Origin of the sequence: Paraglaciecola sp. (genome assembly GCF_039964565.1) — a bacterium.
GTDB lineage: Bacteria > Pseudomonadota > Gammaproteobacteria > Enterobacterales > Alteromonadaceae > Paraglaciecola.
In genome coordinates this window covers 129,029-154,784 of the sequence record NZ_JBDVXF010000012.1, presented here as the reverse complement: position 1 = coordinate 154,784, position 25,756 = coordinate 129,029, and the positions used below count along the sequence as shown (strand labels likewise).

Here is a 25,756-nt window from a genome sequence, read left to right as displayed (position 1 = left end):
GGATATAATGTTGAGAAACAAAAACGGCCAACTGTTTTTTTCCTTCAAAAATGACTTGTTATGTGTAATTTCATCCAAGTTTAGATTGCTCTATTATTAATTCTAACTCTGCAATTCTTTGCTCTAGCTCAAGTATTTTTTTGTTTCTTGGTGGTGTTATAGTTTCATAAACCTCTAAAACTCCGTTTAAGCTTATATTAAAAGTCTCAATTCCTGTTTTTCGGTCTCCAGGACGTAAGTTATCAACTTTTCCTCTCCAAAGTCCTTGCTCTTTTAGGCGGGATTTAATCATACGCTCTGTTTCACGGGCACATCGATCATCATCAAGCTCAATAGTATGAACAATTTTCCAATCAGAAAAACCGCAATAACCTATTTTCATCATGACATCTAGTCGTTCATTGACATCATCGGCTTTACCAATTTTAACAACATTTCCTTCAGACTCAGGCTTAAAAACATAAACAAATGCGGACATAATAAACTCCTGCTCCGGAATTACACATAACGCGGCCAGAATCTGCAGCTTTGTAGTTGATTTTTTATGGCAGGCTTTTTCGCCACAAAATAAGCAACGGAAAAACTGTCATGTTACTGGCCTTGTTAGCCACAAGCAGACCTATCTAACAAGCCAATTATTCGTCAGACATTCTTTCCCATTGTCGCTGATGGTCACTTTGTTCATTTCGACAATCTTCACACATCAAGCAATCACTATCGAAATTTTGATCATACGCATCAAGAAGCTCGCGTCCATCGAGCACAACTTTACACTCATTGAAATGACCGCCAGGGTCTGTTAACCCAGAACAACGTACAAACAAAAATGAGGAAAGAACTCCTTTTTGCTTATCAGACAATGTATCGTAACCCTTATCCACTGCTAACTTGGCTATACCCTCGGCAATATCTATCTCGGCATTATCAAAAACACCCTTTTCTAACTCAGCTTTTAAAATCTGTTCTTCTATTCTCATACTCCCCCCTATACCTATTTTTGATATTAATTACGTTTACCTTTCAACTTACTATGTCTTAAAACTGCCTAACAGTTCTTATGTAGAAGTCTCAGTAACGCCCCAATGCCTACACATATTTAATTGCATTAATCTGCCACACAAACAATGAGTTAGAAAGGTTTTTGTGTGCATCTACTACCGTGCAACTCAGATATTTCTGAGAAGTCTCAGTAATATCCTCAAGTTACCTGATGTATTACTTAAACAAATATTTGTTTAGTTTAATGGGGTCTATGTGGTTTAAAGGATTGAATATGGCTGCACAGTGTATGCCGATTATTGACACACTGTTTTGAAGTTCGTCAAAACAAACAATATTAGGGTTTAGCAAAACAAGAGCTTTGTGCATCTTATTCGCATTAGTTGATTGGCAAAATTGACATATTGTGACAGCGATTCTACAACCAAGTTTTCATAAATAGAGTAAACCCGAGCCGGTTAACACCCTTAAATATCAGTTACTAAAAGTAAGTAACCTAACTTTTTCACTCTACATTTGATGTTTGATTAAATAGGTATGTAGTAAAAGTAGTGTTTTAAAAAAACAATATATTTCTAAAGTAAACACTAAGCCTATTCTCCTATAGAAAACATAGACTTAAAATTATTACTACTTACACTACTATTATCTCCCAGCTCTTAGGTTAAGTCTGAACCAATACTTTTAATTTTCGTAAAGTAATTTGGTCTATGATTAAATATATACAATAATTTATAAATGAAACTCCATGTCAAAATTTTCGTATATAAAGAGAGCACCAGCCGCGCAGTACCCTCAAGTCTACAATGCTAAAAGTAAGAACCTACCTTTTTCAGTCTACAGTTTGTTGTTTGATTAAATAGGTACGTAGTAAAAGTAGTGTTTTAAAAAAACAATATATTTCTAAAGTAAACACTAAGCCTATGATCCTATTGAGAACATAGACTTAAAATTATTACTACTTATACTACTCAAGAAAATAGTGGGTTACTAAGGCTAACGGCAGAATATGGAGGTTCAAAAGGTCTTACGTATAGTGTTTTGTATACTGCGTTACCGTTATAGGGCGTAGCAACATGACCAAGCTCTTCCATGAAGCCAACAAAAACCTGATTAGAATAAGATCTTCTATTATTTGATTTGCACCAATTGACATAATACCTGTAAGCGAGCGACTTTCGTACGGGCATTATATTTTTCTGTTTTGTGGATCTATTGAGCAATTCGCAATCATCATCATTAAGCCAAGTTTTTACACTATTGCTATCATTTCGCCATTTCTCCATACATGTTTTATGTTCATCGGAAAAATATATCGAATTTCCAGATATGAGATAGCAGGCAATTCCTTCAAAGGCAAAAGCAAGGATGCTAGGCAATTCAGTTGCAATAATTCGACTGACTAAATTAGGGTCTTGTTCACTTTGAGGCGTAGAGTGTATAAAATTGATAATAAACCAACGTCGAAAAAACGCATCAGACTGGTCTTTAGTGCATGGGAAAAAGTTACTATTAAACCAATTTCCTGCTTCTGGTTTCACAGAAAATGGTTGACCATAAGGGTTTCTTGCGTTGATCGTATCCCCACCAATAATCGACTTAAAGTCTGCACTCGGTAAGGGTTTATCTTTATCCATCTCTGGCACTATATTTAGTAATTTACCTGCTAAGGATGCTTTACAGTAATCCTTATCCATATCAAACGGACTTACATGTGTTATGTAATCATTGGGGATCAATGATTGAAAGATTTTTAGAAACGTTGATTTTCCAGACCCTCCAACACCAAAAAGTAAACACGCAATTTGATGGTCATTTTGGAGACCGAGCAAAGCCAATCCAAGCATGATTTTTAATGAGAATATTTGCTGCTGATAACTTACACCAAATGCTCTCTCAAGCAACCCGATGAATTCAGATGCAGATGATTTCTTATCAGGATTAAAATCTAACTTAAACCGTGCTCTATGTTCTGGTGATTTTTGCAAATTAATTAGCTGATTCTCCCTAATACAATGAAAACCAGAAGGCGTTTGAATACCTTTAGGTGCAGAATTAAAGAAACCGTTCACTTCAAGATTTTGGTAAACCATTTTAGCTATAGCTATATAATCACTGCGACGAGAGCATAGAGGTTCACTATCAAATCTTCTGCCTATTTTGTCAGCTAATGTATCGAGTGGTGAGGATTGCCATATACCTGAATCTTCATTGTATTGCCAAATCATCCCAAATTCCCCAATGGGCTTAACCCCTATAAACTCACTAATGACTTTGTCAGCTAATTGGCTATGTGTGAGGGGAGTCTTTTTTCTAGCATTTTTTACGGCGGAGCGTATGTCAGCCATTGGAACTTTAGTTTCAGATTTTAATGCTTCGTAGTGTCTATTCGCTGTTAGTGTATCGCAATTCGAAATGTGCAAAATTGCTTGATCAAATGCAACACTGTCGTCTCGATTATGTTTGAGAGCATTTAATGCCAGTTCAAAACTTGATAACTTCAGAACATAGCTACAATCTGCATGATCTATGAAAACAAGCTCAGCCTCATCGCAATGTGCAAAATGGCGAACAGTGCCAAAGGTTATCCCACCAGCATCCTTGATCGTTGAAACCTTATAGCAGATTTCTTCCCGCCCCTTATACGTATCACCTTTAGAACTCCATTCGTCTATTAGATTAATTGACTCTTGAGTCTGGCCAAACTTTGAAACAACTCCAAATATGACTTTCATCCAATCCTCGTAAGGAAGGTTCGGGTCAACAAATTCAAGTAAGGCCTTTGCCTTTTCAACTTCTAACTTATCACCACTCCACTTTTCCGCATGTTGGGTAGTTGTATTTGCCGATGTCGGAGGAGGCTCTTGGTTATGGCAGTACACTGCATCAACAAAGTTTTGATCGACATACCCTAAATCATCAATGCTGTTGATCGTACAATGTTTAATTGTGTAAGCAATTTCTCCATTTCTCTGACTTGGTGGCAACATAACGATAGATTTTCCGGTTTTTATATCTATTTTGTTGGGGTATTTCTTTCCGTCAAAACCACGCGTAGCCCCATTAATACCATCAGATATTCTAAAATAATGATGCTCACCATTTCGAGTAAGAACGACTAAATTAGGCGACACTTGATAATCCGATTCTAATTGATATAAGGCACTTATAGATTCAGGTGTATCAGCATCAAGGACAAAAAGTCCGTTATCGGTAATGGTTGCGATAGCAGTCGCTTTTGGAAATTTCTTCAACCAATCTAAAGAATGTAGAGGAGTTAGCTCATGGCGGAAATCTTTAAACTTGACTAAAGGTTTCTTTTTACCATTTGATATGCACGCTGGGATAATTGGAAACCCTGCATCTAACCAAAGTTTGGCGGCTTCGATTATATTTCCGTTTGTGTTTATTAAATTATTTAACATTATATATTTCTCAAAACCTCAACTCTCCTAGAGTCAAAATAGTATTAATTCCAGGAGAATTTGAGGTTTAATTCTAAATTTTTGAAGGGCGAGGTGACGGCTTTTTTAGAAAAAAGTCATGTAATTCAGGAATCGGAAGTATGAAATCAACTTTTCCAAATTCTTCATAGAGATAGATGACTTGTTCCACTTCAATTATATTGACCTTATTATCACCTAGACTTGCCAAAATTTGAGATATGCCAAGTGAATCATATTCACTAAACTTACAAACATCCCCATAAAGAACAAGGCTTATAGGTTCATTGTCAAAAATAACACGATGATGGTTAGGTAAGACTTTTTTTAACTGAATCATAGAATTTAATATCATGGCATCCCCCTACGCAATTTCTGAAAGATTGATTCGAGTCTCAACCCATCTATCAATGTCAGATACGTTCCAAGCTACTGAACGTTCTGAAATTGATATAGATTGTGGGAAATCACCCTGTTCCATGAGTCTGTATAGGGATGAAGAAGTAAGTCCTGTAATTGATAGGACTTCAGGTTTACGGATTAATCGGTTTTGTTGTGGATCTAGAATGTGTCTCATTTAATATTCCTCAAAGGTTATTGGCAACTGTTTGCTGCCCAAGGAATATATGACGTAGGTGCTTTTTTAAGAATGACGTCTGTGATTAACTTTTTTTTTAAATGTCCTTGACTAAAAAAATTGTTTTTTGAACCGATTAAAATCACTTTTAGCATCCGTCCAAGATCTAGTGTCACCAGTAGAAAATTTAGTTTTTTCAGCATTAAACATCCAATCATGAAAATCCTCGACACAAATTGGGATACGACCGAAAACAGCCTCACAATGAGAAAACAGTCTACGTTCGAAAATCAGATGTTCTTTATAACTATCAAAAGCTTTCGATGTAGCATCATATGCCATATTTAGTCGATAACTAGCATCATGCTTAGCGCGATTAACAACTTGATCATACTTGCTAAAGGGCGTATCACATAGAAACTCTTCGTCTTTAGCTTCACAACTATTTCCAGATTCACGATAATCCTCGCTTAAAGCAGTTATATAACCATTTAATAATTCAGATAAAGACGGTTGAAATTTTGCTATTACAGTTGAGTAAAAGTCTCTTTCACACTCGTTTTGCTCACAATAAAGTTTATATTTATCACTCATATTTTCTTGGCCTTTTCTGAATTGGGTCAACTCTGAAATTCGACGTTGTCCAATATCTGGACTTGTACTGACCATAGAAACTAACTCTGCCAAATTTGGATCATATAAACCTTTTTTTAAAGCACCCAAAAATTTCTTTGCCGCTTTAACCTGATATTCTTTGAGTTTTCTCTTCTCATTATCTTGAAGGTCTGCTTGCGGCCATTTCGCTATAGCAATTTTAAGGAACTCAAGTAGATGTGAATACTCTGAGCTCTTAACGAGATTCGGATTACAACCCTCCTCTACAAAGGACAACATAATGTTTACAAACTCGCTATCGTTCAAAACGTCTGCGAAATCATTGAAAAGAAGTCTATTCTTCTCTACGCTGTTAGAAATATTTCTGGTATACAACGAATATATTTCATCTTTAAGTGCATTTGGGAACTTAGAAGCTGCACCACAGAATAATGAATTTTTATCTTTCATTAACTCACCGCTCTAAACTTAGCTGGCACAATATCCCCATGTTCAACAGAATGCAGGTAATCTCCCCACCACTGCATCATTTTCCTTCGTTCGTCTAAGAACTCTGCCTTGTGTATATATGCCGCCCTAACCTTATTAGCTTCCTCATGTGCGAGCTGGCGTTCAATCGCATCTGCATTCCATAGACCTGATTCATTTAATGAGCTACTAGCCGTCGTCCTAAAGCCATGAGTAGTCACCTCTGTTTTTGTGTCATAGCCCATTCGTTGTAGTGCTCTATTGATTGTCACATCGCTCATACATTGCATAGTATTGTGATCACCTGGGAACAAATACAATGAGTGCCCTGACAATGTTTTAAGTTCTTTAAGTAACGCTAAGGAGTGAGAACAAAGAGGAACCACGTGAGGTTTTTTCATTTTCATGCGCTCCCCTGGTATATGCCAGAGACAATTATCAAAATCCAACTCTGACCATTCGGCTTTTCTCATTTCGGTATTTCGCACAAATGTCAGCAGCATAAATCGAATTGCCAATACTGTTATTTTTCTCGCCCTAGTTGAGTAGTTATTAAGCCTTTTATAAAATTGAGGGAGCTGGGCTGAATTAAGAGCTGGGTGGTGCTTAGCTTTGTGCACAGCAAGTACACCATTCATATCTGCCGCTGGATTGAATTGCGCTAGTTCTGTTTGCACCGCATACCTGAAAATTCTATTGAGATCCTGCTTAACACGACTCGCAACTTCAGGCTTATTTTGACTTTCAATATATCGAAGAATGGCGACTATATCTTTGGGGGTAATTTCATCTACCAAACGATTTTCTAATGCAGGATATATGTTTTTATGAATACGGGCTTCTAGCCTAATAAAGTGAGTGGGGCTCCATTTAGCCTCATTTATTTTAAGCCACTCTTCAGCTACGTTTTTAAATAACTTTTTATTAAGCAGTAATTCTTCAGACTTTTGTTCTTTTTCCAATTTTCTTGGGTGAATGCCCTGCTCTATTTGTTTTTTAGCAACATCCGTTTTCTCTCTGGCTTCCTTAAGCGACACTTCTGGGTAAACACCAAAAGACAATACATCCTCAATTCGCTTGTCTTCACCCTTGGGGATATATCGAAACTTTAACCGCCATAGTTTTGAGCCATTGGGCTTAACTAGCAAGAAAAGACCACGACCGTCTGGAAGGCGGTATTGTTTGTCTTTAGGCTTTGCAGCTTTAACAAGTCTGTCATTTAGTTTGTTTGTTTCATTCCGTGCCATTGGGGGTATCCAAGTCGACCAAACCAGCAATACCCCCTAAAATACCCCCTGCGCATTGGGATATCAAGGAACGTATGGAATGTGACGGAATCGCAAAAGCACCTTAAAGCCATATGAAATAAGGAGTTTGGGATATAATGGAACGTATGAAATAAATAAATGGTGCCCAGGGCCGGACTTGAACCGGCACGTCCTTACGAACGAGGGATTTTAAATCCCTTGTGTCTACCAATTTCACCACCCGGGCATCGAGAGGTACTTGTATTACTACAAGCTGGTATTGCTAACGTACATGGAGGCGGAACCCGGAGTCGAACCGAGATACACGGATTTGCAATCCGCTGCATAGCCATTCTGCCATTCCGCCATTCCGCTATATACGTGTTGTAAAATAATTATCTCTATTTTACACAAATTCTTCAATAAAAAAGAACTTGGAGCGGGAAACGAGATTCGAACTCGCGACCCCAACCTTGGCAAGGTTGTGCTCTACCACTGAGCTATTCCCGCACTTTTTACATCTTTAAGTTATTGCTAACTTGTTTCATATTTAAGTTGTCTTGCTAGTGTTTCGCCTGACTCCCTAAAACTGAGGCTGCATTCTACATTCAAAGTATTATGTGTCAACAATAAAAATTAGGTTTTTGAACTGACTGATTGAATTTTGACATAAACGCGCTAATTTTAATCAAAACCACAATAATTAACGTCGAACTACGCATTTTTTTGGTCGTCCCAAGCCGCTTTGGTGTAAACCAGCATTGACCAAAAAGACAGCACTGCCGCAAAATATAATAAAATATATCCCAAAGACACCCAATAAATTCTGATCCCCATAAAATATTCCATTTCTGACAACAAACCAATTAACGCTAACATTTGCGCCATGGTTTTCGCTTTACCCGCAAATGACACTTTAACAAGATCTTGTTTGCCTTGTTGACCCATCCATTCTCGAAGGGCGGAAATATAAATTTCCCGCGACATCAATAATATGGCAGGAACGGTTATCCAAATATCGTCATAACTATGGGTAATAAGTAACAATGCAGCGGCGACAATTAACTTGTCGGCTACTGGGTCCAAAAACGCGCCAAATGCAGTGGTTTGGTTCAACTTTCTAGCAAGGTAGCCGTCAAACCAATCGGTTATTGCAGCAAACCAGAAAACAAATGCTCCCGCTTGATGTGCCCATTTCCATTCTAAAAAATAGACAACGACAAATACGGGTATAAGCAACACTCTGACAATGGTAATGATATTAGGAATAGTCCACATTTAATCTTTGTATTTCCTGTAATCGGTTGAGGTTCTAAATCGAGACTATTAACCCACATGCTGCGGATTATTTCAAAGCTCAATTGTGAATATGATCGTAAATAGTCTCAGCTAACTCTTCGCTAATCCCTGGCACATTGGCAATTTCACCTTTACTTGCTTGCAATACACCATGTAATCCTCCCATATACTTCAGAAGACTCTGTCTTCGTTTTGCCCCAACTCCGGGAATAGACTGCAACTTAGAGGTGTTTTTCTCTTTTTTACGCCTTTGCCTGTGCCCTGCTATCGCAAATCGGTGCGCCTCATCACGAATATGTTGTATTAAATGTAGCGCTGCGCAGTCTGCTGCCATGGGAATAGTGGCTCGACTGCCTGCCATAATAAGGGTTTCTAAACCGGCCTTGCGACTAGTACCTTTAGCAACACCTATCAAAGTTGGCTTTTTTGCCTGTTTCCAATCATCGAAATAAGTCTCGGCTTGGGTGAGTTGCCCTTTACCACCGTCAATAAATAGAATATCTGGGATTTTACTAGGATCTTTCACATCTCGATAACGTCGCTCAAGTGCTTGCGCCATAGCAGCGTAGTCGTCCCCTGGGGTAATTCCCTCAATATTGTAGCGTCGGTAATCGGTTTTATAAGGCCCTTCCCTATTGAACACCACACATGATGCCACAGTTTGTTGTCCAGACGTGTGGCTGATATCAAAACACTCCATACGTTGTATAGGCTGGTCAAATTCCAAAATTTGTTCTAATTCGATATAGCGTGCAAATACCGACTTTTGGTGACTCTGTTTTGATTCTAAAGCGGTTTCAGCATTAGTGTTAGCTAGGTCAAGATAACGACGTTTTTCGTCGCGTACACCTTTATAAAATTGAATTTTACGACCCGCTTCTTTTGTTAACAATGCCTCAATAGCAGATTGTTCATCTAATTCACATGGGATCACTATTTGCTGTGGAATGATTTTATTGCCAGCAAGATAGAACTGTAAGATAAAAGATTGAAACACTTCTACATCACTTGACTCTGCGGGGACTTTGGGATGAAAACTTTTGCTTCCAAGTAGCTTATTGTCGCGTATAAACATGCCTTGAATACTGGCGATGCCATTGCGATACGCAAAACCAAACACGTCCATTTCTTGTTGATTACCACTGACCCACTGTTGCTCTTGCACCTTATTCAATGCACCAATTTGGTCACGGTAACGCGCCGCAGCTTCAAACCTAAGTTCGCTACTGGCTTGTTCCATTTTCGTGACCAAAGAGTCAATCACCTGTTTATTTTTGCCTTTTAAAAATAAACGCGCATATTGCACTTGTTGTGAATATTCCTCATCACTGACTAACCCCTCAACACAAGGTCCTGCACAGCGTTGTAATTGATATTGCAAACAAGGTCGAGTACGTGCTCGGTAATAGCTGTCTTCACATTGACGAATAGGAAACAAGCGCTGCATAGTGCTTAAACTCTCACGCACTGCCCAAGCACTGGGATAAGGCCCAAAGTACTCGCCTTTGAGTTTTTTGGGGCCACGGTGATTACTCAATCGAGGATGAACATGATCAGACAGAAATATAAACGGATAAGACTTATCATCCCTTAGTAATACGTTGTAACGGGGTTTGTATTTCTTTATGTAGTTGTTTTCAAGAATAAACGCTTCAGCTTCACTGTGAACTACAGTGACATCCATATTGCGGATTTGTTTGACCAGAGATCGTGTTTTAATACTGTCGAGGTTACTACGAAAATAACTCGCCACTCGTTTTTTAAGATTTTTGGCTTTGCCTACATAAATCACATCTTCGTTGTGATTATACATGCGGTAAACACCTGGCTGATTCGTCAGGTTTTTAAGAAAGGCTTGGTGATCAAATAATTCGTCTGAACTAATACTCATTACCGTAGGTTATTTACAAATGATCTGACGAAATTAGTTTGTTTCTTAACGCTAGATGGGTCAGTTCTACGTCAGTACTCACCTTGAGTTTTTCAAACATTCGATATCGATACGTATTCACGGTTTTAGCGCTGATATTCAGAGATACAGCAATATCTGGCACTTTGGCGCCTTTAGTTAACATTAAGGTAATTTCAAGCTCACGCTCTGACAATTGATCAAAAGGATTACTATCGTTTAAATTAAGCTGCCCTAAAGCAATCTGTTGAGCGATATCAGGGGACACATACTTTTGACCCGCTGCCACTTTATAGATGGCTTTGATCATTTCTTGTGGATCAGAGTCTTTAGTCAAATAACCGAACGCCCCCATTTGCATCACTTTCGCAGGAATAGGGTTTTCTTTGTGTACCGATAACACTATGACTCGGGTATTTTCAGAAAATCGTAGAATTTGTTTAGTGGCTTCCAAGCCCCCAATACCGGGCATGCTCATATCCATCAACACTATGTCTGGTGCATTATTGCGACAAAACTTAACCGCATCTTCACCATTAGTGGCCTCGCCCACAACATTAAAGTTATCTACGTCTTCTAAAATACGGCGAATACCGGTTCTGACTAATTCATGGTCATCAACTAATAACAATTTAATCAAGGTAAGATCTCTTTAATTCTAACGGTAAAAATGTGTACTGAGTCTATTCCAACCTTGGATCGTGTCAGCCAATCCTTGCCCAATATTATACGCATAACACGGTTTAATCTGGCATCGAATCACCCATCTATTTTGACAGTTAGCAATTGCCAAAGGTTTAGTGGGCTTGCCTCCACAACGACAGCTAACTGGCATCTCAGTGACGGTTTTTTCAATATCAGATTGTTTGGTTTTTCCTTTGAGCAGGAGCATATTTATATGTGAACAATACTATCTATAAACCAGAGCATAAAGGATTACATCGCAAAACCATACTGAAACTAGTGATATCTATCTTTGTTAGGCTAACTTTTAACCAGACAGACACTTAAAGAAATATAACCGAAGAGCAGTTTGAAAGGAGTTTTTGCGGATCTTATCTATTTTTAGCCGCAATTTAGACGAAAATAATCCCACATCAGCCATTATTCACAATAGTAGCTGTAAATCTATTGCGACCACAAACAGTCGCACTGTATTTGTTTATACGTTGAAGAAATTAGTTCGCCAAATATTACTTATATAACAAATACGGCGCCCTTTGCTGCTTAAAAGAGACTAAGTCTGCTTGCCAAGAATATTGAATGGTTTGCAGTGACTGACCTGCTAGCATGGCTTTTCTAAGCTTATCTGTACCACTTAACTTGTCCATAAATGACGCACGTTCAAAAAACGTTGTGTCTTGCTGTTTAAACGCCTGAAACCATTGATAAAAGACATTTAAATCAAAACCATGAATACTGGCAGTTCTAAGGTCTTGGCCAGTAACCTTAACACCTTGTAGTTTCGGATTGTTTGTTACACCACTAATAGGAATAGGCGTAAACTGAAAATGTCCAATATTGACGTTATCATGACCCACTACTTGAAATGGGAACGGTGTTCCCCTACCGATGCTTACAGGTGTCGCCTCAAATAAACACAGAGACGGGTACAGAGCGATGGCTTGGGCGTTAGGCAAGTTAGGGCTAGGTGCAATCGGTAATGTGTAGCTGTCTTTTCTTTCATAGTCATTCACCGGCACAACTGTTAATTCTAAGGCATAGTTAAAGTCGGGGCGTGTTGAATGGATACTCAACCAGCCTTCACCGAGGATCATCAGCGCTAATTCTCCCACCGTCATACCGTGACTAAGAGGAATGGGATGCATGCCTACAAATGAACGAAACGCTTCTTCAAGAATAGGACCATCGACATAGGCGATATTAGGATTGGGGCGATCTAGTACTAAAAATTCCACCGTGTTTTCTGAAGCAGCCTGCATCATATAATGCATCGAACTTATATAAGTATAAAAACGCACTCCCACATCTTGAATATCAAAAATAACCACATCGAGTTGCGACATGATTTCGTCTGTTGGTTTTTTATTTTTACCATAAATTGATACGATTTTAATTCCCGTCACCGGATCAACACTTGATTTCACAATCTCACCGGCACCGTGATTTCCACGAAAACCATGTTCTGGTGCAAAAATAGTTGTTACGTTGAAATTGTGCTTTCGTAAAAAATCAACAATATGCACCTGTCCAATAGTTGAGGTCTGATTAACCACCACACCAATTCGTTTACCCTTTAGCTGCGGGAAATATGCAGCAGTTTGGGCCGCTCCCACTTGAGATGCATCAATGGCTTTGGCGATAACATCGGTGCTTTGGGTTAAACACCAGAGTGTAATAACCAATAGAGCGGACTTAAGGGTGATAATTTTGGATGCTACACACTGTTGATTCATGTTCATACTCGTTTTTGAATATAGGTAAATTTATCGCAATCATTCTAGGTATTTAACGCTGCCACAGAACGACGCAGAAAACCGTCATTTTGTTGCAATATTTTTCGTCCTAGATGCGGATCAACACCCGTTAAAATATGCAAGATAGATAGCTTTACCATAAAATTAGTTTTCTTCAACGCTTGTTCGGCGGTATAGGCGTCAACCTGTGTTGCTTGCATCACTATACGAATTGCTCGCATATGTAATTTCTTATTACTAGCACTGACATCAACCATCAAATTTTCATAACTTTTACCTGAGCGGATCATACTGGCGGTAGTGATCATATTTAACACTAACTTTTGTGCAGTACCGGATTTCATTCGAGTAGAGCCTGTTAAAACCTCTGGGCCTACTACGGGGCAAATAGCAATGTCGGCATGTTTGTCTATCTCAGAACCTGGGTTACAACTCAAACTTACGGTTTTCGCCCCTAAGCTTTTGGCGTAGTCCAATGAACCAATCACATAGGGGGTGCGGCCACTTGCGGCAATACCCACTAATACATCTTTGGCTGAAAATTGAATGTGCTTAAGATCATCAATGCCCATTTGAGGATCATCTTCTGCTCCTTCAACCGCTTTAAAAATCGCTTTATTGCCACCTGCGATTAGCCCAACTACCTGTTCTGAAGGAATACTAAAGGTTGGTGGACATTCAACCGCATCTAAGATCCCTAACCGTCCACTGGTGCCAGCACCGATATAGACAAGCCGGCCACCAACCTTAAACGCTTCCACAACCACTTCAACGGCTTCACTAATGGGCTCAATACAATTTTCTATCGCTAAAGGGACTTTTCGGTCCTCATTATTAATTTGCCTAAGGATTTGTTTGCTGTCCATCAAATCAATATCCATGGTATCTGGATTACGCCCCTCAGATACCATACTATCCAATTGATTTAACAGAGAATAATCACTTTCTTTTGTAAATTGATTCGACAATCCGCTTTGCTCGTTGTCTGTTTTTGACTGTACTTTATCAATATTCTTTTTTGCCAATATGCAAGCGCCGTCTAGGGCAGTACCTGACGATAAAACACAATACTTGGCAATATCAGGCGACAAATACTTAAGTGTAGGCTGCGCTAAACCACCCAACAATACAACGGGAGATAATGAGTCTTTTCTCGTGCTTAAAATTAGCGATTCACATGCTTGGGCGTGTTTGTTGATAACATGCCTAGCCGCGTCACAGCTATCAGCCAAATTGAACACTATTGGGCACATTTCAGCAAACATTTTAGGAGACGCTTTACGCAACCAATTGGCTACATCCTCTGGTGTTTTACCTATATGCAATAACACCTGCTGCGATAACAGGCTGGTGGGTTTACCGTCATTATCATAATCATCTAATAGGCTTTGTACCGCTGAGAAACCTAATTGCGCCCCCCCACCGTGATCGCCAATAGGGAACCCCCAACCGCCATAATAAAACTCATTATAGTCGGCATCTAAACGCGCCCCTACCGACCCTGTACCAAGGGCGACAACAGAAACCGGAGCGGCGTGATTCGCTCCATATAAAGAAGTTTTCGCATCATTGCAAACGGTTAATGCCCCGAACGAGATTGGAATAACATGCTGTAGCTTTTCGGCTTGATGTTCAACGCCTCCGCCTGCCACTCCAATAACCACAGACACCTGTTCAGCCTTGCAGTCAAAAGCCGTCATCAGTTGCAACAAAATTGAGATAATGGTCTCGCTAGCAGACTCAAAGTCGTTGGTTAACGAAGACGGTCCACCTTTTACTTCAAACTGTTCGCCGTTTTGCAAATTTTCAATACGACCATAAGTTTTAGTACCGCCACCATCGACACCTATAATATATTGACAAGACATTATATGATCACCTTAGAGAGTTGCTGTTCATTTGATTTATTCTTCCCTGAAATACACACTAAAAATGAAATAAAGGTTCCAATACATAACTGCCAAGTAAAACCCAAATCAAAATGATGCTGTGCAGGCAAAACTGACTGAATAATATAAGGTTGAAAAATTAATGGGACACAAAAACCACATATTAATGCCCACAAAACCGTTTGTTGGTTGCCTCGTTTAGTGAATATAGCTGCTGCAAATACTCCCAACAGTCCACTATAAGAAAACACCATTACGCTTAAAGCAAACGCTAGCAAAGGCGTATCACTAAATTGTTGCCAAAAATAACAAAGAATGGCCATTGCCCCCAAGACGAATGCAACTGTAGCCATGGCAACTTGCCCTGCCCGCACAAAATGTTTGTCTGAATGGCGTTTTTTTCGTTTTAAAGTCCACGGGCGATAAATATCCTGCACTAATACTGAAGCCATTGAATTCAATCCTGAATTTAATGTTGAAAGCGCAGCGGCAATAACACCAATAGTCACAAAACCCCGGACTCCGGCTGGCATCTCATTAAGAACGTAGTACATAAAAATCGTAACTTTTTCACCCGAAAAAGTCTGATTAACCGCCCCAGCCTCACCGCCCAACATCAAATCAGGGCGCTGGTAAAACACATAAAGCAATAGACCAATGGCGATAAACAACAACATCACGGGGATCACTAACACCACTGACAACAACAAAGAGCGCCCACCTTCTTTGGCATTCTTACAGGTTAAAACGCGCTGGGTCATATCTTGGTCTAGACCAAAAGCGGCAATATTTAATAATACAAATCCAGTCAGTGCTGACCACATGTTAAATACACCCGCCGAACTAAAATCAAGGTCCCAATTAAATATGGTCAACTTAGACTTTTCATCCACACCTGGGTTATCTAGAACCGCCCAAATTTCCCCGAAATCAGCAGGAATTGAAACCAATAAGAAATAAATCACTAAAAATGCAGCGGTGACATAAACCACACATTGGATCACATCACTGTAAATAACGGTCCTGATGCCACCAATAACTGAATACCCAAGTCCTACAGCCACTAATATAGCGGTAGCGGAAATAACACTAGCAGCGGCAATATCACCGAACAAAATCATTGAAACTGCAATTGCAGCCATATACAGACGCGCACCACTGGCAAATATTCTGCCAAATAAATATAAACATCCAGCCTGTTTTTTGGCTGATTCACCAAATTGACTTTCTAGCAATTCATAAACAGTTGACACTTTGTTTTCATAAAATCGAGGGATAAAATAACGCATCACCAAAATAGCGGCGATAAATGCCCCAACATTGGTTGCCAAATAAGACAGGTCAGAGCGATAGCCTTGGTCTGGGCCGCCTAAAAAGGTAGCAGCGGATTGCGATGTAGCCAACACAGAAATAGCGACCAACCAAACTGGCATTTGGTTACCGCCTAAAAAGTAATCTTGCGTATTGGCAGACTTCTGACGATTGAAATACCAACCGGTAATCAAAAGTAACCCTACGTAACTTGCAAATACAATCCAATCAGCCAGAGCAAACTGTGCTCCCATAAACACTCGCCTTATTTAAAATTATTCTTAACAATGATGTCCAATGCCAAAATTTGCACCCCAATTAGAATATACAATTCACAAAAAGATGCAAATTAATAATAATTTATTTAATGAATAACTCTCGTTTACATCAATAAATATCAGGTTTTAGATGCTTAGTTATCCTCAAAATCAACCATCGATCCAAAGATAAAAAGCGCTTATTCCACTACTTATTTATTTAATACGGCTTCGTAAACCAAAGAAACCACACTGCCATATTTGCCCGTTTCGAATTTTTTACCCGAAAATTCATAATGTTTATCATCGCCCTCAATTTGAGAATGACGGGCATTAGTCAGCAGAATAATGGCTAGATCATGTTGCGGGTCAATTACCGTGACCGTGCCTGTCCAACCTGTATGCCCATACGCAGAAGGGCTTGCGTAAGGCCCAAAATGCCATTTTAGATTTCCGTTACTAGCGCGTCTCCAGCCTAAACCAAAGGTCCCATCCCCTTCATCGGGTTTGACAAAGAGATCTAATACTCCTTGTTTAACCACTTGTTTTTCACCGTATCCACCACGGTTTAACAATAATTGCGTCAAGACGCCTATTTCTTTAGCAGTAGAAAAAAGCCCAGCGTGCCCAGCAACGCCTCCTAAGGAATAAAAAGCCTTTTCATCATGTACTTCACCTTGTAGCACGTAAGTACGAATATTGTCATGCTCGACGCGCTTTCCGCGACTGGTTCCATGAATTTCAGTGGCAGCAAATTGTTGCTTACTAAAGCCTTTTTGCAGAGGATTAAACACAGTATGAGTTATACCAAGAGGTCGATAAATTTGCTGTTCAACATAGGTATCCAGCGATGTACCAGTAATGCGTTCAACTAACATTCCCAACAACATATAATCGGTGTCGCTATACATACGTTTAGCATTTCGTGCCGCAGTAAAAGGCACTTTGGTCAATAACAATCGTTTAGTACGTTCGGTATTTTGTGAGTAAAAGTTAGGGCCTAGATTATTGTCTTTGGTAAAAAAACGGACTTGCGGCGCATAGCCAGCGGTATGTGTCAGTAAGTCTTCTACCAAGCGTGTTTCACGGCCTTGTCCTCGGTATTCTGGTAAATAAAAACCAACCGGCTTAGTCACATCCAGTTTTTGTTCACTCATTAACTTCATTAAGGCTAAGTTAGTGGCAAACATCTTAGTGTTTGAAGCTAAATCAAATATTGTATCTGTGGTCATTGGCACAGCTTGTGTCAATAACGCTCCGCCATCGGCATATTTCCGGGCTACGCCATAGGCGCTATGTTTAAGAATTTTTCCATCCTTAATCACCATTAAAACCGCACCTGGAAAGCCTTGTTTAATATCTTCATTAATCAGCTCATCTACCTCAGAAAACCGCGTGGTATTTTTGGCGCTTGCATCTATCAATCTAGGGTAAGGGATCTTAATGTTAAGACTGCCATCTTCAGGCAAGATATTTTCAACTCTTAGGGTATTTTCACCGTTTCGAGTGCGACGTGACAAACTATATTGATAGCGTTGATAAGGTTTAAAGGGTTGCGTTATATTAAGTTTTTGACCATTGACAAAAATATCAGCTGACTCTGCATCAACATTATCAATGATGATCTCCCCCCTGCCCTTGTACGCTTTAAATAAGGCTCGGTCGTTGACCCACTGACGACTACTGCGGTCCACTTCTGGAAATACTTTATCTATCTGGCCATGACTCAAATTCACCACTGTATCAGGTTTAACAATTTTTTCTTTTTGGTACCGCGCCATTAACCCCTGCAGTTTATTTGGGAAATATTTGTCTACTAAAGCAAATAGCGCCGCAGCTGTTTTACTGTCGGGCTGACCGGTAACTGTCCATGGTAAAAAATGCATTTGAAATGCAGAAACAGTATCCAAAGTAGATTGATCAAGCTGCCCTGTTTCAGTAATACCATATCCGTATACACGCAGTGCTCGCTGCACCAGCGTCAAACTTGGTGGAGCGTCATTGAACATCTGCCAATAATGGTTAATCGTGTCGTTATCGTACCAAGCACCAATTCCAGCTTTATAGAGTTGATACCAGGGAAAACGCGGGCCGGGATCATTTTTTCGACTCGGTGCAATATCTGAATGCCCAACTATGCCAGTCGGACTAATATCAGGGTTACGCTCAAGAATCTGCTTGGATAATTCAATCAACAATTCAATTTGTTTAGGGTCATAATCGGGGAACAAACACAGCCTGTTCACACCATGTTCAGTCTTAGAAGTATTGCTAGTGGTTTTTGCTCGCTTACAAGTAGGGACGTTGACTATTTCAATGCCAATAGATTGATCATTGAGCTCTTCACGTCCTTGCCAAAAACTGCTTCCGGCATGCCACGCTCTTTCGTTCTCATCAACCAACTGCAAAATTTTTAATTTATCGTCAGGGTAAGACGTATCAAAACGTTCGGGAATTAAATAATGAGAGCTCAAGCCACCTTCATCGACCAAGGCGGTAACTGATTTTTCGTAATCGATGGCAGTGAAATGCATGACTAGGAATTTTACACGATGACTATAGTTGTGAGATTGCATTTGTTCAATCGGAAGCAAACTACAACTTAGCAATGAAGTCCCAAGACCAACATGTACCAATATTTTTTTCCAATGCCATTGCATAAACTCACCTTGATAATAATTAACAGTTTTGGTTTGTATTCTTGAATAATTTAACTTTGATTAAACTACCATTAACGAATAACTATCTTCTATACTCGTAACAAAATTAAATGAACCTAACGCAAATGATTCAAGGGTAAAACTCAAAAAATTTAGCGCCAATCGGACCAAAGCAAACAAAAACGGGGACTGTACGTTACTGTAATATTTGGAATTTTATAACACTACTACTAAAAAAGGTAAATTATTACAAAATATTGGAATAAAAAGAAAATTTTATTCTTGACGTGATAACCCATAATTTGGTAAACATTAGGTGTTCTGCTCGAAGTCATCAGTCTTACAAGAATGTTTGTACCAGAACTCTTAGTAGCAATGTCACTTATTATCAATAAATAAAAACAGGTGAGAATACATGTCAACACAACACAAAAATTTCATAAAACGGCACCTTCATCAGGCTGTCAGTAAAACACTAAGGACTCCGGTTGCTTCTATCTCAGCTCTGTTACTAACAGGGGCATTAATGAGTTCACCGGTTATGGCGCAACAAGCTGGTAGCATCAAAGGTCAAGTAAGCACTGAAGTAGCAGGAGTTTCTGTTGAAGGTGTAACAGTTACCGCCACCAGTAGTGTTATGCCGAAACCTCGTACCGCTATCACTAAAGCAAATGGTAGTTATACACTGCCAGCTTTGTTACCAGGTAAATACACAATAACCTTTACCTCGGCCGACGGTACAGTGCGCGAAACAACCACTGAAGTTTTCTTAGAACAAACCTCTAACGTGAGTATTACGCTAAACGATACTCCTGTAGATAATACTGAAGTCATTTATATCACTTCGTCTAAAATTATTCGTGAAGGTAATGCCTCTTTAACTAATTCGTTAGGCAAAGACGTCATTGAGAAAATACCTACCGGTCAAAACTATCGTGATTTATTAGCGGTTATCCCGGGTGTACAATATTCAGAATATGGCACGTTGGGACCATCAGCTGGTGGTTCGGGTCGTGATAACACTTACGGATTTGATGGAGTAGATTTATCATTGCCCATGTTTGGTAACTTGGCATCTGAGCCTTCTACCCATGATATCGGCAGTGTGACCATAGACCGAGGCGGTGCTAAAGCCACTAAATTCAACCGTGCTGGTGGTTTGGCTATTAACACCTTGTCTAAGTCTGGTACTAATGAGTTTCACGCCAACGTAAAATATCAAATACAGCCTAAAAGCCTTTATGCTGATAAAGACAATACCACTGGCGAAAGTTACGAAACCGATAAAACGTGGATCACCACAAGTATCAGTGGGCCCTTGATTAAAGATGAGCTATTTTTCTATGGGTCTTATTATCGCCCTGAAACAGAAACACCCAATAAAGAAAATGGCCGAGGGCCAGTCAAAGATTACAGCAGTGTGCGTGACGAATATTACGGAAAACTTACATGGGCTCCTACCGATGAACTATTACTTAACGCAAGTTTACGTACTTCTGAAAGAGTTGATAAAGGTGCATCTGTTGGTGCGTATGATGCTGATTCAACATCCTTAGGTAGTGTAACTGACCAAGATATCTTTACCTTTGATGGTTCTTACCTTATCAGCGACGAAACTGTTTTGAGCTTTCAATACAACACCTTTGAATATGATTCAGCTGGCGCGCCTGATAATTTAGTACCCGACGTGAGCCCACGTATTGGTGATTCTTTAGATTTAACACGACTTGATACATTAGGTTTATTTAATGTTCCTAAGTTCGATGAAGATAATCCAGATTATGACAACGCGGCGGCATTGCCACTTATCCAACAATATGGATATATAGGTGATGATGGCGAATTAGTAGCCGGTGGTTCAGTAGGCGTTGGCTCTACCATTAACAACCAAGACTGGAGTCGTACTAGTTTTGAAATTAAACTAGATCACGAAATGGAAATTGGTGACAGTTACCACAACATTCATGTTGGTGTGCAATGGAAAGAAGGTGAAGAAGTATTGTCACGTCTTTCTAATGGTTGGGGTAGCATCAGTTTTATTGGTGGAGAAACACCTGACAACTATGACGGTACCGTACCAGTTTATTATCAAGCAACCGTTCAACAAATGAGTTTAGAAACTGACTCAGGTAGTGTAGTGCCGCCTATCGTTTCTTCCTCTGAAAGCATTAACATTGAATTCAACGATGAAATTACTCATGGTGATTTTGTTTATAACTTAGGGGTCATGTTTAGTAACGATACTTTGTACGGACAAGGCTTAAAAGCTAACTCCAACAATGTCTCTGGTTACGAATTAGCGCCGGGTCATAAGTATGAAATGTATGAACTGGACTTTTTGGACATGATCCAACCTCGTTTAGGCTTCACTTGGAATTATGAAGAAGGCAGTACGGTTTTTGCAAACTTTGCAAGTTATAATCCAGAAGCGTCTTCACTGGCACGTGCGGCATCATGGGCGCGTAATACTCAGAAAACCATGCAAGTGTTTTTTGATCAAGACGGTAATTATCTGAGTGATTCGCCAGCTTCAGGCTCTTCGGGTAAGTTCTTCCAGGATGACTTAAAAGCAAGACGTACCGATGAAATCACTATTGGTTTAACCAAATCCATTTCTAACGAGTTATTGCTACGAACTCACGTAAGACAACGTAAAGCGTTTCATGCTTGGGAAGATGTGCCAAATAACCTTCGTTTGTTAGGTGATTACGAAAGTCCGTTTGGTGGTGTGCCTGACAAAGCCGCTGCAAATGGTTTATATATTGAAGATCTAGACGCTTATCGCGCTGAAGTAGGTGGCTCTTCTTATGTCATCGCTGAATTGGATGGTTCTGAAAACACTTATTATGAGTGGAGCATTGAAGGCGAATATGTGGGTGACAATACCTATCTAAATGTCTCTTATGTATGGAGCCATTACTACGGTAATTACGACCAAGATATCACTAGTACTAATTCTGACGGCAACCTGTTTATCGGCTCATCTAACTTAGGTGACGGTGCCGGTCGTATGTTGTGGGATGGTAAGTACGGTACGCTAAATGGTGATAAACCCCACGTGTTAAAAGCCTTGGGTTACTATACAACTGATTGGAATGCTGACATCGGCTTTAACTTTGTTTTCCAATCGGGTGATGTTTGGGAAGCATGGGATGGCTCTGTTTATGGCTACTCTAGCGATACTATTCGTTATGCTGAACATGCTGGTAGCCGCCGTGAATCTAGTCATTGGCAGGTTGATTTAAATTACGCACAAAGTTTTCAGCTAACGGATGATTTAAAATTAAATTTCAATGCTGAAATTTACAATGTCTTCGATAATCAAACGGGATATAACTACAACCCTATTGTTGGTAGCGATAACTTTGGTGAAGCACGTAGCCTAATCAATCCTCGAAGAGTGCAATTGTCGGTCAGTATTGATTACTAATGCTGATTTAGTCATTCAGCTATCAAATTGATAGCAATAAAAAATCCTCACAATTGTGAGGATTTTTTTTTGTAATAATAAAAGTGAAATGTGTCAGCCTAGATCACAGGATCACATACTTACTGGTGATTCTAACAATCTTAGGCTACCTAGATCAGCATTCAATTCAACCTTAACACCTACAGGTAAAATATTATTATCTCGCACATGACCAAACTGCCCCCCCATGAAGGCAGGAATACCTAATGGCTTAAAATAGTGCTCTAAAATTTGTAACAGCGTAAACCCCCCATAACCCTTTTCAGGATCACAGTCAGTACATTGCCCAAAGGCAACACCAGACAGTTCTTGAAGTTTTCCGGCCAACTGCAGGGTAGATAAATAACGGTCTATTCGATAAATAGATTCACCAACATCTTCCAAGAACAGTATTTTCCCCTGCATATCTGGCAAATAGGGAGTACCGACCATACTTGTTAATACCGTTAAATTGCCACCAATCAAGCGACCTTCAACGCTACCAGAGTTGATGACTTGAATACGGTTTCTGCGCTGGGTGAGAGCTTTGTCATCTCTCTTTTCGGGGTTTTTAATCGTAAACTTGCCTCCTTCAAAAATCATTTGACGCATTTGCTGCGCTTGATCTTGCCCCCAATAAGACACCCCAACAGGCCCATGAAAAGAAACCAATCCAGTACGTTGAAATAGACTATTTAGCAGTGTCGTAATATCGCTATAACCAAACAAAATTTTCGGATTTTGAGCAATTAAGTCGAAATCAAGAAAGGGCAAAATGCGATTACATCCCCACCCACCCCTTATTGCAAACAGGCCTTTGATGTTAGGATCGGCAAAAGCATTATTTATGTCAGCCGCCCTATCGGCGTCTTTGCCAGCAAAGTAACCATCTCGATCCAGCACATGCTTACCCACTTGCACTTTTAATCCCATGGCTTGAAAAGACTCCACTGCAATATCCAATTCTACTTTTTGATCTAAAGCACCAGCAGGCGCAACCAACACAATAGTGTCACCCGGTTTAAGTCGTTTCGGAAAAACAACCCCGTTTTCGTTACTGTTAAGGTCTTTTGCTGCTAAAAGTGATGATTGACTGAGTAACACGCCTAAACTCGAGGCTTTAACAAAGGTTCTGCGATCCATTTCTGGCTCCTACTATGTATTAAGATGTCTGGTTGCGAATAGTATAAATGACAACCAGCTCAGTAATAAATAATTCTTATTATTTTTTAAATTAGTAATAATCTAACTATCATTTTATATTGCAGTTAGGTACATTATTGCTATTAACTAACAGACATTAACTTTGTACTTAAGGATCTTAGATGGGGAATTTTTCACGAAAACATTGCTGGATATTGGGGCTTGTTTTCCTCACTGCTTCTTGTGCAACAGTTAAACCGCTTGATCCCAAGCTACAACAGTTAGTTGCGCAAAAATTAATGATTGATATTCGCTATTTTTGCGACGAAATAGCGGAAGGAAAACACTGCACTAACGCCGTGACTAAGCTACCAAAAGAATTATCAAACGTCATCGCAGATACTGGTGTCGGCGGCGTCATTTTATTTGCCGAAAATCTGCAAGATATCCCGCAGATGGTGGCATTGAATAAAGATCTTCAACAAGCCGCCACAGCAAAAGGTCATCCTAAGTTGTTGATTGCAGTCGATCAAGAAGGTGGCCGTGTGATGCGCTTGCCAAAACATCTAGGCACAGGTTTCAGTGGCAATATGGCCATTGGTTCCACAGCTGATAAACACGGCACATTTTTCGCAACACAATCTGGGGCGATAATTGGCAAAGAGCTGGCTGCGTTAGGCATAAACGTTAATTTTGCGCCAACGGTTGACGTCAACGTTAATCCAGAAAATCCGGTGATCAATGTGCGTTCATTTGGTGAATCGGCGCAACAAGTGGCTGAGTTAGGATTAGCGCAAGTAAACGCGATGCAAGCTCAAGGCGTAATAGCGGCAATGAAGCACTTCCCCGGACACGGTGATACCAGTGTTGATAGCCATACCGGACTTCCGCGTGTTGATCATGACATAGAAACCATTACCCAAGTTGACCTTAAACCCTTCCAACACGCTATTGACAATGGTGCGCCTGGAATGATCATGACCGCACATATTCAATATCCACAATTGGATGCCACTGAATTTAAAGCCAAAGACGGCAGTAGCACTATATTACCAGCCACTATGTCACGAAAAATACTCACTGAGCAGTTACGTCAAAAAATGGGGTTTAAAGGGGTGATTGTTACCGACGCTTTAAATATGGCTGGCATAGCGCACTATTTTGATCAAACTGAAGCAGTTATCCAAACGTTTAGCGCGGGTGCGGATATCGCGTTAATGCCTATGCCTATTAGATCTCCTAAAGATTTTAAAAAATTAAAACGTCTAATACGCGATGTGAGTTACGCCATACAATCAGGGCGTTTAAAGCAACGAGAAATGTCACAATCTGTGGCACGAATACAACAGTTGCGTAATGATTTTGATATTCAAAAGCTGATCCCTGATGATGTCAGTCAAGCCAGTGAGGTGGCCGCCAATATCTTAGGTAATAAAGCGCACCGTGATATTGAACAACAATTAGCGGACGCTGCGGTGGTCAGTATTAAAAATGACGGTGTGTTCCCGTTATCGGATAAAGTTAAGAACATTCATATGAATATGCCCGATAAAGCGAAATGTATGGCGCTTACCTTGGCGTTAAAAAATCGCCGCGCTGATTTATCGATTAGCTGCACCAGTATGGCAAGTGCCACAGACTTAAATCAAATCAATAACAGCAGTAACGCCGACTTAGTGATCTCTGCTGATATCTCGCCACGGCAAAGTATGGTTGAACTTGGGGGGATGGATGACATCACCCGTTGGCAACAACGCCCTTCCCAAGCAACTCAATCACAGATGTTACTGTCGTTAACTCAACAAGCCAAAGTCTTAAATAAAAAAACGTTGTTTATTAGTTTACGCACCCCTTATAACGTATCCGAATATGCCCCGTTTTCTGACGCTATTTTGGCGACCTTTGCCTATAACCTGCACCCTAACAGCTATGTTGACGATTATGGTAGATATATCACCGAATACGGCGGTGCGTCGTTTAATGCGATAGCCGATATCCTCACAGGAAAGTTACAGCCAACGGGTAAACTTCCGGTGACTATCCACTAAGGAAT

The 25,756-nt window shown here is 39.9% G+C and carries 17 protein-coding genes, 3 tRNA genes and 1 pseudogene; 2 read left to right on the top strand and 19 right to left on the bottom strand.

The genetic code is table 11. The features are described 5' to 3' along the window. Window positions 1-70: 70 nt before the first annotated feature. From ABJK37_RS07080 to pbp4b, 18 genes and pseudogenes are all read right to left on the bottom strand, one after another. Entirely contained in the window at window positions 71-478 is a 408-nt protein-coding gene (locus tag ABJK37_RS07080) for a GIY-YIG nuclease family protein (protein WP_348351506.1), read from the bottom strand. A 157-nt stretch (window positions 479-635) separates the two neighbouring features. Beyond that, window positions 636-977, bottom strand: coding sequence for a hypothetical protein (locus ABJK37_RS07075; protein WP_348351504.1), 342 nt, complete (start codon window positions 975-977; stop codon window positions 636-638). Window positions 978-1,970: 993 nt separating this feature from the next. Further along, window positions 1,971-4,424, bottom strand: a complete 2,454-nt coding sequence (locus tag ABJK37_RS07070; protein ID WP_348351502.1) for a phage/plasmid primase, P4 family — start codon at window positions 4,422-4,424, stop codon at window positions 1,971-1,973. A gap of 73 nt (window positions 4,425-4,497) precedes the next feature. After that, window positions 4,498-4,797: a hypothetical protein gene (locus tag ABJK37_RS07065; RefSeq protein WP_348351500.1), complete on the bottom strand. Its 300-nt coding sequence runs from the start codon at window positions 4,795-4,797 to the stop codon at window positions 4,498-4,500. 9 nt (window positions 4,798-4,806) lie between these two features. Further along, the gene (locus ABJK37_RS07060) at window positions 4,807-5,019 is read right to left on the bottom strand and encodes an AlpA family phage regulatory protein (protein ID WP_348351498.1); all 213 of its coding nucleotides are present in this window, start codon (window positions 5,017-5,019) and stop codon (window positions 4,807-4,809) included. Window positions 5,020-5,130: 111 nt separating this feature from the next. Next, on the bottom strand, window positions 5,131-6,084 hold the full coding sequence (locus ABJK37_RS07055; protein ID WP_348351496.1) for a hypothetical protein: 954 nt from the start codon (window positions 6,082-6,084) through the stop codon (window positions 5,131-5,133). Then, complete coding sequence (locus ABJK37_RS07050) at window positions 6,084-7,349, bottom strand: integrase arm-type DNA-binding domain-containing protein (RefSeq protein WP_348351495.1); 1,266 nt, start codon at window positions 7,347-7,349, stop codon at window positions 6,084-6,086. The genes ABJK37_RS07055 and ABJK37_RS07050 overlap by 1 nt, the downstream gene beginning before the upstream one ends. 160 nt (window positions 7,350-7,509) lie before the next feature. Further along, a tRNA-Leu gene (locus ABJK37_RS07045) sits at window positions 7,510-7,596 on the bottom strand. A gap of 46 nt (window positions 7,597-7,642) precedes the next feature. Continuing rightward, window positions 7,643-7,716 (bottom strand) — tRNA-Cys (locus tag ABJK37_RS07040). 68 nt (window positions 7,717-7,784) lie between these two features. Next, a tRNA-Gly gene (locus ABJK37_RS07035) sits at window positions 7,785-7,859 on the bottom strand. Window positions 7,860-8,063: 204 nt separating this feature from the next. Next, entirely contained in the window at window positions 8,064-8,627 is a 564-nt protein-coding gene (gene pgsA / locus ABJK37_RS07030) for a CDP-diacylglycerol--glycerol-3-phosphate 3-phosphatidyltransferase (RefSeq protein WP_348351493.1), read from the bottom strand. Window positions 8,628-8,706: 79 nt separating this feature from the next. Continuing rightward, on the bottom strand, window positions 8,707-10,539 hold the full coding sequence (gene uvrC / locus ABJK37_RS07025; RefSeq protein WP_348351491.1) for an excinuclease ABC subunit UvrC: 1,833 nt from the start codon (window positions 10,537-10,539) through the stop codon (window positions 8,707-8,709). Between the two features lie 13 nt (window positions 10,540-10,552). After that, a complete protein-coding gene (gene uvrY, locus ABJK37_RS07020) occupies window positions 10,553-11,197 on the bottom strand; it encodes a UvrY/SirA/GacA family response regulator transcription factor (protein ID WP_348351489.1) in 645 nt (214 codons plus the stop codon). Window positions 11,198-11,750: 553 nt separating this feature from the next. Then, window positions 11,751-12,974, bottom strand: a complete 1,224-nt coding sequence (locus ABJK37_RS07015; protein ID WP_348351487.1) for a DUF1343 domain-containing protein — start codon at window positions 12,972-12,974, stop codon at window positions 11,751-11,753. A 44-nt stretch (window positions 12,975-13,018) separates the two neighbouring features. Beyond that, window positions 13,019-13,963 (bottom strand): N-acetylmuramic acid 6-phosphate etherase, encoded by a 945-nt coding sequence (gene murQ / locus ABJK37_RS07010; RefSeq protein WP_348351604.1) that lies wholly within the window; start codon window positions 13,961-13,963, stop codon window positions 13,019-13,021. A gap of 114 nt (window positions 13,964-14,077) precedes the next feature. Continuing rightward, window positions 14,078-14,863 (bottom strand): annotated as a pseudogene (locus ABJK37_RS07005) (BadF/BadG/BcrA/BcrD ATPase family protein); the annotation flags it as partial. Then, window positions 14,863-16,449 (bottom strand): sodium:solute symporter, encoded by a 1,587-nt coding sequence (locus ABJK37_RS07000; RefSeq protein WP_348351485.1) that lies wholly within the window; start codon window positions 16,447-16,449, stop codon window positions 14,863-14,865. The pseudogene ABJK37_RS07005 and the gene ABJK37_RS07000, both read right to left, overlap by 1 nt. Before the next feature lie 215 nt (window positions 16,450-16,664). Beyond that, complete coding sequence (gene pbp4b / locus ABJK37_RS06995) at window positions 16,665-19,112, bottom strand: penicillin binding protein PBP4B (protein ID WP_348351483.1); 2,448 nt, start codon at window positions 19,110-19,112, stop codon at window positions 16,665-16,667. Between the two features lie 415 nt (window positions 19,113-19,527). Here pbp4b and ABJK37_RS06990 point away from each other — a divergent pair, with 415 nt between their 5' ends. After that, the gene (locus tag ABJK37_RS06990) at window positions 19,528-22,542 is read left to right on the top strand and encodes a TonB-dependent receptor (RefSeq protein WP_348351481.1); all 3,015 of its coding nucleotides are present in this window, start codon (window positions 19,528-19,530) and stop codon (window positions 22,540-22,542) included. A 111-nt stretch (window positions 22,543-22,653) separates the two neighbouring features. Here ABJK37_RS06990 and ABJK37_RS06985 read toward each other — a convergent pair whose 3' ends face one another. Then, complete coding sequence (locus ABJK37_RS06985; RefSeq protein WP_348351479.1) at window positions 22,654-23,703, bottom strand: LD-carboxypeptidase; 1,050 nt, start codon at window positions 23,701-23,703, stop codon at window positions 22,654-22,656. A gap of 182 nt (window positions 23,704-23,885) precedes the next feature. On the opposite strand from ABJK37_RS06985, the gene ABJK37_RS06980 reads away from it, so the two are divergent. Continuing rightward, window positions 23,886-25,751 carry a glycoside hydrolase family 3 N-terminal domain-containing protein gene (locus tag ABJK37_RS06980; protein WP_348351477.1) on the top strand — a complete coding sequence of 622 codons (1,866 nt, stop codon included), beginning with the start codon at window positions 23,886-23,888 and terminating at the stop codon, window positions 25,749-25,751. Window positions 25,752-25,756 lie beyond the last annotated feature (5 nt).